Origin of the sequence: Cupriavidus basilensis (genome assembly GCF_000876015.1) — a bacterium.
Taxonomy (GTDB): Bacteria; Pseudomonadota; Gammaproteobacteria; order Burkholderiales; family Burkholderiaceae; genus Cupriavidus; species Cupriavidus basilensis_B.
The window spans coordinates 630,451-647,854 of sequence record NZ_BBQM01000012.1; the positions used below are offsets into that span (position 1 = coordinate 630,451).

Here is a 17,404-nt window from a genome sequence, read left to right on the forward strand (position 1 = left end):
ACGGCGCTCATCGCGCCGGCGCGGCGCTAGTCCGCCCGCGCCGCTCCAGCCATTCGAACAGCATCATGCCCGCCAGCATGGCCAGCACGAACACCGCGCCCTGCCACGCGCCGGCGCCGAGCAGCACCAGCGCCGGGCCCGGGCAGATGCCGGCCAGGCCCCAGCCCGCGCCGAACAGCAGGCTGCCGCCGACGAGGCGCGCATCGATGCCGCGCGCGCCTGGCAATCGCATCGGCAGCCCTAGCAGCGACACGCGGCGGCGCCGCGCCAGCGCGAACGCCACCAGGCCGAGCGCGATGGCGCCGCCCATCACCAGCGCCAGGGATGGGTCCCAGGCGCCGGCGAGGTCGAGAAAGCCCAGCACCTTGGCGGGATTGGCCATGCCGGCCAGGATCAGCCCGAGGCCGAACACCAGCCCGGCCAGCAGCGCCGACAACAGGGAGGACAGCGGGGAAGCCACGCGCGCGGCGCCGTGGGACGCGGTATCGGGAGTCGTCATGGGCGTGGCCATCTCAAGCCCCGACCAGATGGCGGACCACATAGACCGTGGCAAAGCCGGTGGCCATGAAGGCCAGCGTGGCCACCAGCGAGCGCGGCGACAGCCGCGACAGCCCGCACACGCCATGCCCGCTGGTGCAGCCCGAGCCGTAGCGCGTGCCCAGCCCGACCAGCAGCCCGGCCACGGCCAGCACGCCGGTGCCGGCCTCGATGCGGATCTCCGGCAGCGCCGCGAACAGGCGCCAGCACAACGGCGCCGCCACCAGCCCGGCCACGAAGGCGAGCCGCCAGGCCACGTCCCCGCGCGCCGGGCGCAACAGGCCGCCGACGATGCCGCTGATGCCGGCGATGCGCCCGTTGAGGAGGATGAACAGCGCCGCGGCCAGCCCGATCAGCAGGCCGCCGGCCAGTGCCGGCAGCGGCGTGAAATGCGTCCAGTCGATTGTCATGATGGTCTTGTGGGGTTCCCGGCCCGCCGTGCCGCGGATGGTGCCGGTGCCGCCGGCCGCGCGCCGCCCGGCGCCGATGCGACGGTCGATGCCGCGGTCGACGGGATAGTCGATGCGGTAGTCAATGCGGTAGTCGATGGGATAGTCGATGGGATAGTCGATGGGATAGTCAATGCGACATCAGCACAGGAATCTCTGCTTGCCGCATCAGCGTGCGCGTGGTGCCGCCCGTGACCAGCTCGCGCAGGCGCGCGTGTCCGTAGCCGCCCGCGACCAGCAGGTCGGCCCGCAGCTCGCGCACCGCGCCCAGCAGCAGCGGCCCGGGCCGCTGGCCGCCCGGCGCGGCATGGATGGCGGCCACGATGCCGTGGCGCGCGAGGTGCTCGCACAGCGCGGCCGGCGCGGCATGCGGCTCGGGCGCGCCGCTGTCGGCGCCCGGCGCGCTGATCACGCTCACGCGCGCGGCCCGGCGCAGCAGCGGCATGGCGTCGGCCACCGCGCGGGCGGCCTCGCGGCCGCCGTCCCAGGCGATGGCGACGTGCCCGCAGTCCAGCCGGCGCACGCCCGGCGGCACCAGCAGCACCGGCCGGCCCGCCTCCAGCATCACGTATTCGGGAGTCTGCGCCACCAGCACCGGCAGCGACTCCAGCCCCGGCAGCCGGGCCAGCACGATCAGGTCTGCCAGCCGCCCTTCCCGGGCCAGCGCCCAGCCCGGCTCTTCCTCGATCAGGCGATGGTTGCAGCCCAGCTCCGGCGCGGTTTCCTGCATGACGCGGTGGAAATCGGCGCTGGCCGCCGCGGCCTGGGCCAGCAACTGGCGCCGGGCCAGCTCGGCGTAGCGGCCGGCGTCGTCGCCGGCACCGCGGAACGGCTCCAGGCGCGTGCCGGTCGCGGTCACGCCGGTGACGTGGGCGGCACTGTGCCGCGCCAGCTCCGCCGCCAGGCGGACCCGGTCGGCGCAGCCCGGGTCCGGGCCAAGTTCGACCAGCAGGGTCTTGAATTCCATGATGTCTCGGGCTCCGGGCAGAGGACGGTGGAAAAACGGTGGAAGAACAGTCAGCAAAGGCGGCGAATGGCCGCGCCGCAATTATGCCAAGCCCGGGCGTGCCTTGGCAGCCCCGCCGGCGCGCGCCCGGTGAGCGCCGAAAAAATAACTTCAGGATCGGGGCCGCCATGCCGATAGCAATGCCAGAGCCGAGTCATTGTCACGCAGGGCCCCGTCGGGGCGGGCAGGCATTATCGGTCGTTAGCGACGTTTACCTCACCCATGCCAGACAGAGACAAAGCGCTCGGCATAGCCGACCCCCATCTGCTATTCCGCAATTCGCTCGAACAGGCCACCGATGCCGTCTTCGTGGTGGACGCGGATGGCCAGGTGATCTTCCTGAACGCGGCGGCCGAGACGCTCTGCGGCGCCTGCCGCACGCAGGTGCTCGGCCGGCACGTCGACACGCTGGTGCAGCCGCTGCCCGGCGCCGGCCCGCAGCCCGCCGGCGAGCATGGCGAGCTGCTGCCGGCGGTGCAGGTGCTGCGCCCGGACGGCGGACGGCGCTTCGGCTTCCTGGCCGAAGCCGTCGCCACGCCGGGCGGCGCCGCGCTGCGCACCCTGCTGGTCAAGGTGCCGGACGGCGCCGGCGTCGGCCGCGACGACCATCCGCTGCTGTCGGTGATCGCCGACGAGATCGACAGCGCGGTGCTGGTGGTGGATACCGACTGGCGCATCGTCTATGTCAACGCCGGCCTGACGCGCCTGCTCGGCTACGCGCCGAGCGACATGTTCGGCCGCACGCCCGCCGACGTGCTGGCCGGCGAGTTCACCGACCCCGCCGCCATGCGGCGCCCGCAGGCACAGCGCGCCGCGCCCGCGGTGGAGCGCCACGAGGCGCTGATCTACGCGCGCGGCAACAGCCCGCTGTGGGTGTCGGTCACGGTGCGCCACCTGGTCAGCACGGTGGGTGGGCACCACCACGGCATCGTCATCCTGTCCGACATCACGCAGAAGAAAACCTACGAGCTGCTCCAGCGCAAGGTGCTGCACGCGATGGTGATGGATCAGCCGCTGCCGGCGGTGATGGAGCTGATCTGCCAGGAAGTGCAGCGCGTGGCGCCCTCGGTGGTCGCCTCCGTGCTGCGCGTGGACAGCGAGCGGCGCTTGCGCCCGCTGGCCGCGCCGGCGCTGCCGCCCGAGTACTCGGCGGCGCTCGACGGCGTGCCGGTCGGGGCCGCGGTGGGCTCCTGCGGCACCGCCGCCTGGCTGGGCGAGCCGGTGGTGGTCAGCGACATCGCCACCGACCCGCGCTGGGCGGACTTCCGCCACCTGGCCCTGCCGCTGGGCCTGGCGGCCTGCTGGTCGTACCCGATCAAGGCCGGCGACGGCCGCGTGCTGGCCACGCTGGCCTTCTATTTCCGCAGCGTGCGCGAGCCCGACGCCTTCCACCAGCAGGTGGTGGAAGTCTGCGCCTGGCTGTGCAAGCTGGCCTTCGAACGCGACGACGCCGCCGAGCGCATCCAGCAGCTCGACCACTACGACTCCCTCACCGGCCTGCCCAACCGCAGCCAGCTGCAGCGCCAGGCCGGCAAGCTGCTGCTGGCGGCGCGCCAGGCCGGCGCCGCGCTGAGCGTGCTGTTCGTCGACCTGGACCGCTTCAAGTACATCAACGACTCGCTCGGCCACAGCGGCGGCGACAAGATGCTGCGCGAGGTGGCCAAGCGCCTGGTCGCCCACGCCGGCGAGAGCGCGCTGGTGGCACGCCTGTCGGGCGACGAGTTCGCGCTGGTGCTGCCCGGCGCCGACCGCACCCGCACCATCGCCACCGGCCAGCGCCTGCTGGTGGCGATGCGCCAGCCGCTGCGCATCGACCACGCCAGCATCGCGCCCTCGGCCAGCATCGGCATCAGCCTGTTCCCGTCGGACGGCGACACGCTGGACTACCTGCTGCACTGCGCCGAGATGGCCATGTACGACGCCAAGGCGGCCGGGCGCAACCTGTTCCGCCTCTTCAGCATCGAGATGAACTGGGCCGCGCAGGAGCGCCTGGCGCTGGAGTCGGCGCTGCGCGACGCGCTGCTCAACGAGGAACTCCACCTCAACTTCCAGCCGCAGGTGTTCCTGCGCGACGGGCGCCTGTACGGGCTGGAAGTGCTGGTGCGCTGGCACCACCCGCATTTCGGCAAGGTGCCGCCCGACCGCTTCGTGCCGCTGGCCGAGGACGCCGGCCTGATCGGCACGCTGGACCGCTGGGTGCTCGAGCGCGCGTGCGCGCAGCTGGCCGCCTGGCGCCACGAGGGCATCCCGGTGCCGACCATCTCCGTCAACATCTCGCCGGGCAGCTTCCGCGACCCGGCGCTGGCCACCGACGTGGCCGAGACGCTCTCGCGCCACGGCCTGCCCGCCCACGCGCTGGTGCTGGAGATGACCGAAGGCCTGCTGATGGAGGACGATGCCGGCATCGCCGCCACCGTCGCCGCGATCCACGCGCAGGGCGTGCGCCTGTCGATGGACGATTTCGGCACCGGCTATTCGAGCCTGGGCTACCTGCGCCAGTTGCCGGTGCACCAGCTCAAGCTCGACAAGAGTTTCGTGATCGACCTGGAGAGCGACGCCGCCGCGCGCGAACTGGCCAGCGCCGTGATCCGCATCGGCGACAGCCTGAAGCTCGCGGTGGTGGCCGAAGGCGTGGAAAACGACGCCCAGCGCCAGTTCCTGCTCTCGCAGGGCTGCCACATGGGCCAGGGCTACCTGTTCTCGCGCCCGCTCGATGCCGACGCCGCGGCGCAGTGGATGAAGTCGCAGCACCCGGCCGAGCGCGCGGCCCCGCAGCCCAACCACTCGCTGCGCTAGGCCGGCGCGGCGGCCCGCGTCACGATGCGCGCAACACCTCCGCCAGCGTGCCGAACAGCGTGTCGATCTGCGCCGGCGCGATGACCAGCGGCGGCGACAGCACCATCGTGTCGCCCGCCGCGCGGATCAGGCAGCCGCGCGCCAGGCAGGCCAGGTGCGCCGCATGACCGCGCTGGCCGGGCTGGCCCGGCAGCGGCTCCAGCTCGATGGCCGCCAGCAGGCCGATATTGCGCACGTCCGCCACGTGCGGCAGGCCGCGCAGGCCGTGCGCCGCGTCGGCCCATTGCCGCGCCAGGTCGTTGGCGCGCGTAAACAGCCCCTCGCGGCGGTAGATGTCCAGCGCCGCCAGCCCGGCCGCGCAGGCCAGCGGATGACCCGAATAGGTGTATCCGTGCGGCAGCTCGATGCTGCCCGGCGCGCCCTGCATGAGGGCCTCGTACACATGGCCGCCCACCAGCGTCGCGCCCATCGGCACCGCGCCGTTGGTCAGGCCCTTGGCGCTGGTCATCAGGTCCGGCGCCACGCCGAAGGCCTGCGCGGCGAACGGCGCGCCCACGCGGCCGAAACCGGTGATGACCTCGTCGAAGATCAGCAGGATGCCGTGCCTGTCGCAGATCTCGCGCAGGCGCTGCAGGTAGCCCACGGGCGGCACCAGCACGCCGGTGGAGCCGGACACCGGCTCGACGATCACGGCGGCGATGGTGGATGCGTCGTGCAGCGCGACCAGGCGCTCCAGCTCGTCCGCGAGGTGCGCGCCCCACGCCGGCTGCCCGCGCGAGAACGCCATCGCCGCGCGGTCGTAGGTGTGCGGCAGGTGGTCCACCCACGGCAGCAGGTTGCCGAACGGCTTGCGGTGGCCGGCGATGCCCGACACCGACAGCCCGCCGAAACCCACGCCGTGATAGGCGCGCTCGCGCCCGATCAGGCGCACCCGCTGCGGCTCGCCGCGCGCGCGGTGATAGGCCAGCGCGATCTTGAGCGCCGAATCCACCGCCTCCGACCCGGAATTGGAAAAGAACACGTTGGACAGGCCGGCCGGCGCCTCGGCCACCAGCGCCTCGGCGAACGCGAAGGCCAGCGGGTGGCTCATCTGGAACGACGGCGCGTAGTCCAGCTCGTGGGCCGTGCGCGCGATGGCCTCGACGATCTCCGGGCGGCGGTGCCCGGCGTTGACGCACCACAGCCCGGCCATGCCGTCGAGCACGCGGCTGCCGTCCGGGCGCAGGTAGTACATGCCGTCGGCGCCCGAGAACATCTGCGGTTGCGGCTGCTGCTTGAAGCGGCGGTTGGACGTGAACGGCATCCAGTACGCGGCCATCGCGGCGGCGGGATCGGCGTCGGAGACAGAAATGGAAGCGGAAGCGGAGTCAGAAGCGGGCAATACGCTGTGGGCGGTCATGGCGGGGCTCGTCGAAGTGGCGTTGCGGTAAGGCACGGTCCCGGCCATTTTGTACTAAATATGAACAAAGTACAATATTGCGCGAATACGGCCCATGCCCGCGGGACAGGCGCGCGCATAGCCGCACCGCGCCCGGCACGGCCGCGCATTGCGATGCGTTCGGAGGAAGGGAGGCGGCGTGAAAAGCGGAGTGACAAGCGGCGGCGCGGCCGCTCAGTTGCTGTAGGCGCGCGCGTTCAGCAGGTGCCGGCGCATCAGCGCGGCCGCCCATTCGCGGTCGCCCAGTTCCAGCGCGTCGAGGATCTGCAGGTGCTCGCGGCAGGCTTCGACGAGGTCGATCTCGCGGTAGAACGCGGCGTGCTCCTCCAGCCGGCGCAACTGGGTCTGCTGCTGCACCGCCTGCACGATGAAGCGGTTGCCGGAAAAGCGCGCCAGCATCTCGTGGAACGACGTGTTCAGCGCGAAGAACCCGGCCGGCGACAGGCTCGCGCCGCCGTCCGCGATGACCTGCTCGTAGGCCTTGCGGCAGCGCGCGACCTGCGCCTTGTCGGCCTCGAAGGCCGGCTCCAGCAAGGCCCCGCATTCCACGATCATGCGGAAGCGGTAGCTCTCGGCCAGCGCCTCGGGCGTTTCCAGCGACGGCAGGAAGCGCCAGCCGTGGCCGGCGCGCTTCTCGATCAGGCCGTCCGCCGCCATGCGCGTCAGGGTCTTGGCCAGCAGGCTGCGCGACACCGGATAGGCGCGCAGCAGCTCCTTCTCGGTCAGCGTGTCGGGCAGCTGCTTGCCGGCGCGGCCGTCCACCAGCTGGCGGTACAGCTCGTCGCCGCCCATGCCGGACTCGCCGAAGTCCGGCACCGCGGCGCCGTGCGCCGGCGCCTCGACGAAATAGCCGCTATTGGCGCGGTAGCGGATCAGGCCGTGCCCGGCCAGCAGCCGCAGCGCCGCCCGCACCGGCGTGCGCGACACCGCGAAATGGCTCGCCAGGGTTTCCTCGGCGAGGTGCGCGCCGGGCGCCAGCTCGCCCTCGGCCACCTGCCGCGCGATGCGGCGCGCGAGGTCGATCTGCAGCGGCGAGGCCGGTTTGCTGGAAGCGGGCATGGGCAGTGGGATCGGGTGGCGCCGGTGGCGCAAGCCGTGCCGGCGCGCAAGCGGCGCGGCCGGACGAGAGCCGCGATGGTAGCCCCGAAGCCGGGCGCGCGCAAATATTGCCGGCAGCCTTGTTGTATTTTAAAACAATCTAGTACATATCCATCTCGCCGCATGCCGGCCCAGGAAAGCGCCGGTCCGGCGCCCCGCGCGGGCCTCGCCGCGCGTCATGCAAGCGTGCCGGGCGGGCCGCCGGCCGCGGGCACGGCGCCGCGTGGATTACCATTCCATCCATTGCACCTTGCTCCACCCACGGCCGCTCACGGAATCCGTCGCCATGCCCATCCCCTACCTGCGCAGCCTCGCCGGGCGCCAGCGCAGTCCGCAAGCCAACCGGCAGCTCGCCTGCTACCTCAGTTTCGTCGCCGGCGCCGCCAACGCCGGCGGTTATCTCGCGGTCCAGCAATACACCTCGCACATGAGCGGCATCGTCTCCGCGATGGCCGACCATCTCGCGCTCGGCGAGGCCGGGCTGTTCCTGGAGGGGCTGGGCGCGCTGCTGTCCTTCCTGGCCGGCGCCGCCACCTCGGCCGTGCTGATCAACTGGGCGCGGCGCGAGGACCTGCACAGCGAATACGCGCTGCCGCTGCTGCTGGAGGCCGTGCTGCTGCTGTGCTTCGGCCTGATGGGCGGCAACCTGGAGATGCACCGCTGGGCGCTCGGCACCGCCACCGTGATCGTGCTGTGCTTCATCATGGGCCTGCAGAACGCCATGATCACCAAGATCTCCAATGCCGAGATCCGCACCACCCACGTCACCGGCATGGTGACCGACATCGGCATCGAGCTCGGCAAGCTGTTCTACTGGAACGCCACCGGCGCCGTCGCCGGCAAGCCGGTGGTGCTGGCCAACCGCTCCCGGCTGCGCATGCTGGCCACGCTGGTGGGGCTGTTCTTCGGCGGCGGCGTGATCGGCGCGCTGGGGTTCAAGCACCTGGGCTTCAGCGCCACGCTGGCGCTGGCGGCGCTGCTGCTGGCGCTGGCGGTGGTGCCGGTGGCCGACGACGTGCGCGGCCACCTGCGGCGCGCGGTGGTGCGCTGCCGCGTCTGGGCGCGCGAAGTGCTGCGCGACGTACATGCGCTGTGGCTGGCCGCGCGCGACCCGCGCACGCCCTGGTATGCCAAGGTGGTGGCGCTGCTGGTGGCGGGCTACGCGCTGTCGCCGCTCGACCTGATCCCGGATTTCATCCCCGTGCTGGGCTATCTCGACGACGTGGTGCTGGTGCCGCTGGGCGTGCTGCTGGCGGTGCGGATGGTGCCGCCCGAGCTGATGCGCGAATACCGCGCGGCCGCCGTGGCCGCCGCGCAACGCCCGCGCAGCCGGATCGCCGCGGTGGTGATCGTGATGTTGTGGATCTGCGTCACCGTGCTGACCGGCGCGCTGCTTGCCCGCCACTTCGGCCGGCCATGATGTGACGGCTCTCCGGCCCCGGCACGAAAAGGCCGGCAAAAGGTTGGCGCGGACACATTGCCTTGCATTCGGGCGCCCGGCGGCTCACTACACTCGAATCATCGAGCGGCACGAGCCGCCTGTCCCGAGCCAGCAACGCATCATGCAGCAAGAAGCCGACATTCCCACCGTGACCTGCCTGCAGGGCCTGCGCGATCTGGCGGCCCTGCTGACCGCCGGGTCCCTGCTCCAGCGCGCCACCTTGCAGGTCATCGCCGAATACGAGCGCGAAGCGCGCGACTCCGAAGACCGCTACAGCGCCCTGCGCCACTGCTGGGACTGAGCCCGCCCCGGCGGTTCAGTGCTGGCAGGCCAGCGGCACGCGCGCGCCGCCGTCGCGCGCCAGCGGCAGCAGCGCCGGCGCCAGCGACTTGAGCAACTGCACCGACAAGGCGCTGGTGAAGGCGTAGCGCGCCGCGTAGGGCTCCTGCACGTAGGCGGTGACGTTGCCGAAATAGCGCTCGCCGAGAAAGAACACGAAGGTCGCCGAGCGGCTGACCACGCGCGACGAAATCAGCCGGCCGCCCGGCCCGTAGACCTCGTAGCGGTGGTCGCCGGTGCCGGTCTTGCCGCCGGCGACGATGCCGCTGCCCGCCAGCGCCGAACGCAGCGACCCGGCCGTGCCCGAGTTCACCACCCCCACCAGCGCGGCGCGCACCACCTGCGCCAGGTCCTCGCTCAGCAGGCGCTTGCCGTGCATGTCCAGCCCGAACACCGTGGCATACGGCGTGCCCTCGGCAAAGTCCAGGCGGCGCAGCGCGGTGGCCTGCTCGCGCACGCCGCCGTTCTGGATGATGCCGACCAGCTCCGCCAGCGCCGCCGGGCGGTCGCCCGCCGCGCCGATGGCCGAGGCGTAGGACGGCGTGATCGCGCCGAACGGATAGCCCAGCCGCTGCCAGCGCCGCGCGATCTCGCCGAAGGCCTGGCGCTCGAGCTGGCCGCGGATGCGCCGGGTCTGCCCGCCCGGGTTGCGGGTCTTGAACAGCCATGCGTAGACCTCCTGGCGCTGCGCGGTGCTGTCGCGCAGGACCTCGTCCAGGCTGGCGTCGGGGTGCTGGCGCAGGTAGTCCAGCAGCCACAGTTCCAGCGGATGCACGCGCGCGAGGTAGCCGCGGTCGTTCAGGTTGAAGCTGCGCGGGCCGTACTTGCCGTACATCCTGGCCAGCGCTTCGTCGGTCAGCGGCGCCTTGGCGATCTTCGGCAGCGTGGCGCGCATGATCCTGGCGAACTGTTCCAGGTCCATGTCCGGCTCGATGCTGCGCAGCGTGACCGCCAGCCCGACCTGGCTAAAGCGCCGGTTCTCCAGCGCGCGCCGGAACCGCTCCGGCCAGGTCTTGCCGCGGTACTTGCCGTAGAACGCGCGCAGGTAGTCGCTGCCTTCCTGGTCGGCGAAGCGCACCAGGTAGGCGCGGCGCTGGGGCGCGACCGGGTTGTTGAGCCATGCGTCGGCGTCCGGGTGCAGCCGGTAGGTTTCGTAGCGCACGATGTCGCGCATCAGGCGCACGAACACCAGGTTGACCGAATGCTCGAAGGCCTCGCGCACCGGCATGATCTTCAGGTTTTCCCAGCGCTCGAAGTTGGAGAAGGTCTGCAGGCCGCCGCCGGTGAAGAAGGCCTCGCCCGCGCCGCCGGAGTACTTGCGCAGCATGGCCGCCTCCAGCATCGCGCGCAGGCTCTTGTCGGGCTGCGTCAGCAGGTAGTTCTGCGCCCACAGGCTGAGCGCGTCGAGCCTGGGCGGCGTGACCGCCTTGAGCTGCGCGGGCGTCATGGCGGAGAACGCCTCGTGCAGCTCGGAGAGGATTTCCAGGTAAGTCACCAGCGTGCGCAGCTTGGCGGTGGAGCCCAGGTTGAGGCGCGCGCCGCGGTTGAGGTCGAACGGCAGGTCGAGGTTGTCGGCCTGCACGCGCAGCAGGTTGGCGCCGCCGGCGCGCTCGTACAGCGTGAAGCTGATCGCCAGCCGGCCGGGGTCGTCGCCGTCGCGCAGCAGGTTGCGGCCGTACAGCCCGGTGGCGCGGGCGCCGTCGCGCGTACCGGCCTTGAGCAGCGCATCGGTGACGACGCGCTGCAGCCCGGTGTCGATGGTGCTGTGGGCGGTCAGGTCGAGGCGGTCGAGCTCGTAGCTGCTGCCCAGGCCGAGATAGCGCAGCAGGTCGGTGCGCACGCCGCTGATGGCCTTGCGCGAGACGAAGGAGATCTCCGGGCGGTCCTGCGCGCCGGCGTCCTCGCCGCGCAGCCTGAGCGGCTGGGCCAGCGCGGCGTCGCGCAGCCACGGCGGGATGGCGCCGGCGGCGGCCAGCAGGCGGAGGTAGCTGTCGGTCAGCGCCGCCAGCGCGGCGGTGTCGCGCCGCAGGAAATGCGACGGCCCGCGCTGCGCGATGATCAGCGACAGCGCCTCCTTGAACACGCGCGCCTGGGTGGCGCCCTGCTCGCCCGGCAGCGGGCCCCTGCCCGGCCCCGGCCCCATGCCGGCCGCGCCCAGTAGGCGGTTGGCTTCGCCGAAGTCCTGGCCGTACCAGGCCCACAGCCCGTCGCCCAGGCCGTTGATCTCGCCCACGCCGGCGCGCGCCGACAGCGGCACCGTGTTCAGGTAGTCGAGCAGGATGCGCTGGCGCGCGCCGATGGTGTCCGGCCCGTCGAGATAGGCCCGCATGGACGCGCTCGCCATCTGCCGGAGCTTCTCGTGCGGCGAGCCGGTGCGCCCGGCGCGCGAATGGCGGTACTTCTCGATCTGCGTGGCCAGCGTGCTGCCGCCGGGCGCCTCGTGGCGGTCGTTGAACAGGCGCACGCCCTGGTCCATCGCCGCGCGCGTGAAGCGGCGCACGTCGAGCGCGGGGTTGCGGGTGGGGAACTCGGGATCGAGCAGGTCGCGGTTCTCGATGTAGAGCAAGGCATTCACCAGCACCGCCGGGATGTCCCGGAAGCCGGCGTAGGCGCGGTCCGGCGCCGGCGCCGCGCCGAAGGGCTGGTCGTTGCAGTCGAGCAGCGCCAGGCCGGCCCGGGTCTTCTCGCGGTAGGGCGCGAACAGGCCGGAATCGGTGATCTCCAGCAGGCGGGCGGACCAGCGCGCCTGGCGCTCGCGCCTGTAGCCGCGCGCCTCCAGCAGTTCGGTGAACTGCGGCAGGCGGCTGTAGCCGAAGCGCAGGTCGTAGGGGCCGTCGTCGGGGAAGCGGATGCGGTCGCTGGGCCCGGCCGCGTCGGCGTAGCCCGCGTCCCTGACGCGCGCCGAGAAGTAGCGGGCCTGCAGGCGCGAGGTGGACAGCTCCTCGGCCACGACCGCGTACAGGACATAGCCGCCCCCCACCAGCAGGGCCAGCATCACGAGCCTGGGCCAGAGACGTCGTCGCACGATTCAGGTCCGCTTTCAGGTCCGTCCCGCAAGGAAACCGGGGCATGCCCGGCGCGTCGGCCAGCACTGGCCGCCTGCTGGCAACGATGGCACCAATCGGGCGCCTCCGTCACAACGTATACCCTAGACTAATGCGGCCTGACGCACAAAGTGCGCGTGCAGCATCATGGCCGCCGGCCGCGCGCCGGGCGCCTGGACGCGGAAGGCGGCGATGGCCCGGGCCGGGATTTGATCTTGCTCAATATCCGGCGCCGCGCGCGTCAAGTCCGGGCCCGACAGTCCGTTAGCGTAGACATCCCAATTTCATAACTGCCGCGAAGATGAAAAACCTGAGCGTACGCATTGCCCTGCTGGCCATTCTGGTGACGTTTGCATTGATGATCGTATTCGGCGCGGTAGTCGGCGTGTTCGCGCTCGGCGCCGCCAACCAGGCCACGGTGCGCGTACAGCAACTCTCGGCCAGCACCCTGCTGCTCAATGACGCCTACAAGGACATGACGCGCGCCCGCGCCGCGCTTTCGCGCGCCTACGCCTCCGCGCGCGAAGGCGGCGGCGGCGTCAATGCCGACGCGCTGGCGGCGGCGGCCAAGTCGCTGGGCAGCGCGGCGCAACGGATGCAGCGCTTCGCCGCCGCGCCCGCGCAGGACGGCGAGGCCGACGGCCAGCGCCGCCAGCTCGCGCAGGCCGCCCAGCAACACGCCGGCGCCATCGAGCGCGCCGCGGCCGCGCTGCGCGCCGGCGACCCGGCCGCCTACGCGGCCATCAACGACCAGGACATCACGCGCTCGGGCGCGGACTTCTCCACCGCGCTGGAACAATTCCAGCAGCAGGCCAGCGCGCTCTCGCTGCACGAGACCGAGACCAGCGGCACGCGCTACCGCCTGGTGGTGAAGCTGGTGGCGGTGGGCATCAGTGCCTCGCTGGCGCTGATCGTGGCCGTGCACCTGGGCCTGCGCACCTTCGTGGTGGCGCCGCTGGCCGCCGCCGCCGAGCATCTCGACCGCGTGGCCGAGGGCGACCTCACGCAGCGCGCCGAAACCGCCAGCGGCAACGAAGTCGGCCGCGTGCTGGGCGCCGTGGCGCGCATGCAGGCGGCGCTCACGCGCACCGTCAGCCAGGTGCGCGCCAGCTCGGACTCGGTCAACATCGGCGCGCGCGAGATCGCCGCGGGCAACGCCGACCTGTCCGGCCGCACCGAGCAGCAGTCCGCCTCGCTCGAGCAGACCGCGGCCAGCATGGAGCAGTTGACCTCCACCGTGGGCAACAACACCGAAAGCGCGCGCCAGGCCAGCGCGCTGGCCGCCGAGGCGGCCCGGCTGGCCACGCGCGGCGGCGACGACGTGCGCGGCGTGGTGCAGACGATGGGCGACATCAGCAGCAGTTCGCAGCGTATCGCCGACATCATCGGCGTGATCGACGGCATTGCCTTCCAGACCAACATCCTGGCGCTCAACGCCGCCGTGGAAGCGGCGCGCGCCGGCGAGACCGGGCGCGGCTTCGCGGTGGTGGCGGGCGAGGTGCGCGCGCTGGCGCAGCGCAGCGCGCAGGCCGCGCGCGAGATCAAGAACCTGATCGACGACTCGGCCAACAAGGTCGCCGCCGGCAACGCGCTGGTGGCGCAGGCCGGCCACACCATGAACGAGGCGGTCGAGGCCGTGCAGCGCGTGGCCCGCATCGTAGAGGACATCTCGGCCGCCTCGCTGGAGCAGAGCGCGGGCATCGTGCAGGTCAGCCGCGCGGTGACGCAGATGGAGGAAGTCACCCAGCAGAACGCCGCGCTGGTCGAGCAGGCCGCGGCGGCGGCCGGTTCGCTGGAGACGCAGGCGCGCCAGCTGGCCGAGGCGGTGGGCGCGTTCCGGCTGGCGCCGGCCGCGTGAGCCCCCTGCCCGGCTACGCCGCCAGCCCGCGCTGCAAGGTGGTCTTGAGCATCGAGAACACCTGGCGCGCCACCGGGTTGGCGGCGTTGGGCCGCGCCCACAGGTAGTAGGTCACGTCCGGCAGGCGCGGCAGGCCGTCCTTGTCGCCCAGCACGCGCATGTCCGCGCCGAGCAGGTCGATGCTGCGCGCGGTGATGCCCAGCCCGGCGCGGATCGCCGCCTTGATGCCGATCAGGCTCGGCGCCAGGTAGGCCGAGCGCCACGGCACGCCGGCTTCCTTGAGCGCTTCCAGCGCCAGCCGGCGGAACAGGCTGGGCTCGTCGGCCAGGATCAGCGGCACCGGGCTGCCCGCCTCGTAGGCGAAATCCGCCGCGCACACCCAGATCGTGGGCGAGGTGCGCAGCACCAGCCCGTCCAGGCTGGCGTCCTCGCGCGTGGAGACCGTCAGGTCGATCTCGCCGCGCCGCAGCGACTCCATCAGGAACGGGCTGCGCCCCACGTGGATCTCCAGCCGCAGCGCCGGCGACGCCCGCGCGATGTGCGACAGCAGCGGCGGCAGGATGGTGTCGGCCACGTCGTGCGGCGCGCCGATGCGCAGCGAGCCGGTCAGGTCGCCTTCGCGCAGCACGCGCAGCGCCTCGTCGTTCAGGCCCAGCAACTGGCGCGCGTACTCCACCAGCTTGTTGCCGTGCCGCGTGAGCTGCTTGCCGCGCCCCTGCCGCTCGAACAGCGGCAGCGCCACCTGCTCCTCGAGGCGTTGCATCTGCTGGGTCACGGCGGACTGCGTGCGGTGCAGGTGCTCGGCGGCGGCGCCGAAGGTGCCGCGGTCGGCAATGGCCACCAGCGTGCGCAGCAGGTCGAGGTCGAGATTACGCATTCATCAGACTTGCTTAAGTGTTTTTATCGGTGATTAAGTGGTTTTGGCCGGCAAGGTTCATTAAAGTGAGGCCAGACAACGCCTCCGAGCGCCCCGCAAACCCGAGAACCATAAGACTGAGCAAGGATTCTAGAGATATGTCGATCGCACAACAACGCCAGCAAGCCGTTGGGGACGCCATCCGTTCCATCAAGGACATCGTCGCCGCCGGCGGCGTCACCCGCGCTTCGCTGGACGCCGTGCTGGGCCAGGTCAAGCAACTGGCGGCCCAGCCGCAACTGTGGGCGCAGGACGAGTTCGCGCCGCCCGAGGACGGCGAGCGCCAGGCCCGCTACCTGATCGCCGAAGACGCCGACCAGACCTTCGCGCTGTACCTGAACGTGATGCGGCCCGGCAAGCGCATCCCGCCGCACAACCACACCACCTGGGCCTGCGTGGCCGGCGTGGTCGGCACCGAGTTCAACGACGTCTACCTGCGCACCGACGACGGCAGCCAGCCGGGCGTGGGCACGCTGGCGCACGCGCGCACGGTGGAGGTCGGGCCGGGCAGCGGCATCGCGCTGCTGCCCGAAGACATCCATTCGGTGGAGATCCGCGGCGACAGCGTGATCCGCCACCTGCACATGTACGGCCGCGCGCTGGAGACCCTGACCGAGCGCCTGTCCTTCGACCTCGAAACCGGCCGCTGCCAGATCATGAACGTGGGCGTCAAGACGCGCCGCTGACCGCCGCCGGGCGGCACCGGGCCGGGCCGTCGCGCCGGCCCGCCCCGGGGCTTCCCGCTTTCCCCGCTTTTCCCGTTACGACGCATTTCCCCTTGCCTCCCGCGCTCGCGCGGCCACGAGGCAGGCCCCCTTCTTGCCTGGACCAACCGCATGCCCCAGCCACTTTCCGCTCATCCCGCCCTGGTCGATCCCGCCACGCTCAAGGCCTGGCTGCACGGCCCCGGCGAAATCGCCCTGCTCGACGTCCGCGAGCACGGCCAGTATGGCGAAGGCCATCCCTTCCACGCCGTGCCGCTGCCATACAGCCGGCTCGAGCTCGAGATCGGCCGCCTGGCGCCCAACGCGGCCGCGCGCATCGTGCTGGCCGACGACGGCGACGGCGTGGCGGCGCGCGCCGCGCGGGCGCTGGCCGGGCTGGGCTATGCGGCCGTGTTCGTGCTCGACGGCGGCGTGCCGGCCTGGCAGGCCGCCGGCCATGCGCTGTTCGCGGGCGTCAACGTGCCTTCCAAGACCTTCGGCGAGCTGGCCGAACATCACTACGGCACGCCGCGCGTGTCGGCGCCGGAGCTGGCCGCGATGCTGGCCGGCGAGCGCCCGCCGGTGGTGCTGGACGGGCGGCCCGCGAGCGAATTCCGCAAGATGAACATCCCCGGCGCCGTCTGCTGCCCCAACGGCGAGCTGGCCTACCGGCTGCGCGACCTCGTGCCCGACCCCGCCACGCCGGTCGTCATCAACTGCGCCGGGCGCACGCGCAGCATCATCGGCGCCCAGACGCTGATCAACCTCGGCGTGCCCAACCCGGTGTTCGCGCTGGAAAACGGCACGCAGGGCTGGTACCTGAACGACTTCGCGCTGGAGCACGGCGGCACGCGGCGCTATCCGGACAATGCCGCGCCGGCGGGGCTGGCAGAGGCGCGCGCCGCGGCCCGCGCGCTGGCCACGCGCTTCGCGGTGCCGCACGCCGGCGCCGGCGAGGTCGATGGCTGGCTGCGCGACCCCGCGCGCACCACCTACCTGTGCGACGTGCGCACGCCCGAGGAATTCGCCGCCGGCTCGGTGCCGGGCGCGCAGAACACGCCGGGCGGCCAGCTGGTCCAGGCCACCGACCAGTACGTCGGCGTGCGCCGCGCGCGGCTGGTGCTGATCGACGCCGACGGCGTGCGCGCCCCGGTGGCGGCAAGCTGGCTGCGCCAGATGGGACACGACGCGGTGGTGCTCGAGGGCGGGCTCGGCGCCGCGCTGGCGGCGGGGCTTGCCGCGTCCGCCGGCCCGCGCGCGCCGGCCGGCGCGCTGCCGCGCGTCGGCGCGCGCGACCTCGCCGCGGGGCTGGCGGCGGGCCGGCTGCTGGCGCTCGACGTGCGCCCCAGCATGGCCTACCGCGCCGGCCACGTGCCCGGCAGCCGCTGGTCGATCCGCCCGGTGCTGGCGCGCGACCTGGCCGGCGTGCCGCGCGACATGCCGCTGGCGCTGATCGGCGACGAAGACGGCTTGGCCCTGCTCGCCGCGGCCGAGCTGGCCGCGCTCGGCTTCGGCGACGTCAGCCTGCTCGACGGCGGCATGCGGGCGTGGCAGGCCGCCGGCCTGGCGCTTGCCGACGATGCCAGCGCGGCGGTGCTGCCCGACGCGCGCTGCATCGATTTCCTGTTCTTCGTGCACGACCGCCACGACGGCAACAAGGAGGCCGCCCGCCGCTACCTGGCGTGGGAGACCAACCTGATCGGCCAGCTCGACGAGCAGGAGCTGGCCACTTTCCGCTTCGCCTGATCCGCCGCGCCGGGTCGCGTTTTTGCTTGTTC

13 protein-coding genes are annotated in these 17,404 nt (G+C 72.3%); 6 read left to right on the forward strand and 7 right to left on the reverse strand.

The features are described 5' to 3' along the window. Positions 1-7: 7 nt before the first annotated feature. From KF708C_RS10580 to KF708C_RS10590, 3 genes are all read right to left on the reverse strand, one after another. The gene (locus KF708C_RS10580; protein ID WP_231586431.1) at positions 8-499 is read right to left on the reverse strand and encodes a DUF6691 family protein; all 492 of its coding nucleotides are present in this window, start codon (positions 497-499) and stop codon (positions 8-10) included. A 13-nt stretch (positions 500-512) separates the two neighbouring features. Continuing rightward, positions 513-947, reverse strand: coding sequence for a YeeE/YedE family protein (locus KF708C_RS10585; protein WP_059411729.1), 435 nt, complete (start codon positions 945-947; stop codon positions 513-515). A gap of 169 nt (positions 948-1,116) precedes the next feature. Beyond that, positions 1,117-1,953, reverse strand: a complete 837-nt coding sequence (locus tag KF708C_RS10590; RefSeq protein ID WP_059411730.1) for a universal stress protein — start codon at positions 1,951-1,953, stop codon at positions 1,117-1,119. Between the two features lie 261 nt (positions 1,954-2,214). On the opposite strand from KF708C_RS10590, the gene KF708C_RS10595 reads away from it, so the two are divergent. After that, complete coding sequence (locus tag KF708C_RS10595) at positions 2,215-4,788, forward strand: sensor domain-containing protein (RefSeq protein WP_082079504.1); 2,574 nt, start codon at positions 2,215-2,217, stop codon at positions 4,786-4,788. Between the two features lie 19 nt (positions 4,789-4,807). Here the strand turns inward: KF708C_RS10595 and KF708C_RS10600 are convergent, their stop codons facing one another. Both KF708C_RS10600 and KF708C_RS10605 read right to left on the reverse strand, forming a co-directional pair. Continuing rightward, positions 4,808-6,106, reverse strand: a complete 1,299-nt coding sequence (locus tag KF708C_RS10600; RefSeq protein ID WP_059411731.1) for an aspartate aminotransferase family protein — start codon at positions 6,104-6,106, stop codon at positions 4,808-4,810. 294 nt (positions 6,107-6,400) lie between these two features. Then, positions 6,401-7,285, reverse strand: coding sequence for a GntR family transcriptional regulator (locus KF708C_RS10605; RefSeq protein ID WP_059411732.1), 885 nt, complete (start codon positions 7,283-7,285; stop codon positions 6,401-6,403). Between the two features lie 325 nt (positions 7,286-7,610). Here KF708C_RS10605 and KF708C_RS10610 point away from each other — a divergent pair, with 325 nt between their 5' ends. Both KF708C_RS10610 and KF708C_RS10615 read left to right on the forward strand, forming a co-directional pair. Next, a complete protein-coding gene (locus KF708C_RS10610) occupies positions 7,611-8,744 on the forward strand; it encodes a DUF1275 domain-containing transporter (RefSeq protein ID WP_059411733.1) in 1,134 nt (377 codons plus the stop codon). 142 nt (positions 8,745-8,886) lie between these two features. Continuing rightward, positions 8,887-9,066 carry a hypothetical protein gene (locus KF708C_RS10615; protein ID WP_020206545.1) on the forward strand — a complete coding sequence of 60 codons (180 nt, stop codon included), beginning with the start codon at positions 8,887-8,889 and terminating at the stop codon, positions 9,064-9,066. A gap of 15 nt (positions 9,067-9,081) precedes the next feature. Here the strand turns inward: KF708C_RS10615 and KF708C_RS10620 are convergent, their stop codons facing one another. Beyond that, the gene (locus KF708C_RS10620) at positions 9,082-12,129 is read right to left on the reverse strand and encodes a transglycosylase domain-containing protein (protein WP_231586432.1); all 3,048 of its coding nucleotides are present in this window, start codon (positions 12,127-12,129) and stop codon (positions 9,082-9,084) included. Positions 12,130-12,449: 320 nt separating this feature from the next. Here KF708C_RS10620 and KF708C_RS10625 point away from each other — a divergent pair, with 320 nt between their 5' ends. Then, entirely contained in the window at positions 12,450-14,006 is a 1,557-nt protein-coding gene (locus tag KF708C_RS10625) for a methyl-accepting chemotaxis protein (RefSeq protein WP_059411735.1), read from the forward strand. A gap of 13 nt (positions 14,007-14,019) precedes the next feature. On the opposite strand, the gene KF708C_RS10630 is transcribed toward KF708C_RS10625, so the two are convergent. Further along, on the reverse strand, positions 14,020-14,883 hold the full coding sequence (locus KF708C_RS10630; protein WP_020206541.1) for a LysR substrate-binding domain-containing protein: 864 nt from the start codon (positions 14,881-14,883) through the stop codon (positions 14,020-14,022). A 137-nt stretch (positions 14,884-15,020) separates the two neighbouring features. Here KF708C_RS10630 and KF708C_RS10635 point away from each other — a divergent pair, with 137 nt between their 5' ends. Further along, entirely contained in the window at positions 15,021-15,608 is a 588-nt protein-coding gene (locus KF708C_RS10635) for a cysteine dioxygenase family protein (RefSeq protein ID WP_059411736.1), read from the forward strand. Between the two features lie 150 nt (positions 15,609-15,758). Further along, a complete protein-coding gene (locus tag KF708C_RS10640; RefSeq protein ID WP_059411737.1) occupies positions 15,759-17,372 on the forward strand; it encodes a rhodanese-like domain-containing protein in 1,614 nt (537 codons plus the stop codon). The last annotated feature ends 32 nt before the right edge of the window (positions 17,373-17,404 follow it).

Excerpts from the sequence above, each read along its gene's own strand:
- KF708C_RS10605 (WP_059411732.1), bottom strand. The coding sequence starts at position 7,285 with ATGCCCGCTTCCAGCAAACCGGCCTCGCCGCTGCAGATCGACCTCGCG.
- KF708C_RS10640 (WP_059411737.1), top strand. The coding sequence starts at position 15,759 with ATGCCCCAGCCACTTTCCGCTCATCCCGCCCTGGTCGATCCCGCCACG.
- KF708C_RS10615 (WP_020206545.1), top strand. The coding sequence starts at position 8,887 with ATGCAGCAAGAAGCCGACATTCCCACCGTGACCTGCCTGCAGGGCCTG.
- KF708C_RS10630 (WP_020206541.1), bottom strand. The coding sequence starts at position 14,883 with ATGCGTAATCTCGACCTCGACCTGCTGCGCACGCTGGTGGCCATTGCC.
- KF708C_RS10600 (WP_059411731.1), bottom strand. The coding sequence starts at position 6,106 with ATGGCCGCGTACTGGATGCCGTTCACGTCCAACCGCCGCTTCAAGCAG.
- KF708C_RS10590 (WP_059411730.1), bottom strand. The coding sequence starts at position 1,953 with ATGGAATTCAAGACCCTGCTGGTCGAACTTGGCCCGGACCCGGGCTGC.
- KF708C_RS10580 (WP_231586431.1), bottom strand. The coding sequence starts at position 499 with ATGACGACTCCCGATACCGCGTCCCACGGCGCCGCGCGCGTGGCTTCC.
- KF708C_RS10635 (WP_059411736.1), top strand. The coding sequence starts at position 15,021 with ATGTCGATCGCACAACAACGCCAGCAAGCCGTTGGGGACGCCATCCGT.
- KF708C_RS10625 (WP_059411735.1), top strand. The coding sequence starts at position 12,450 with ATGAAAAACCTGAGCGTACGCATTGCCCTGCTGGCCATTCTGGTGACG.
- KF708C_RS10595 (WP_082079504.1), top strand. The coding sequence starts at position 2,215 with ATGCCAGACAGAGACAAAGCGCTCGGCATAGCCGACCCCCATCTGCTA.
- KF708C_RS10610 (WP_059411733.1), top strand. The coding sequence starts at position 7,611 with ATGCCCATCCCCTACCTGCGCAGCCTCGCCGGGCGCCAGCGCAGTCCG.
- KF708C_RS10585 (WP_059411729.1), bottom strand. The coding sequence starts at position 947 with ATGACAATCGACTGGACGCATTTCACGCCGCTGCCGGCACTGGCCGGC.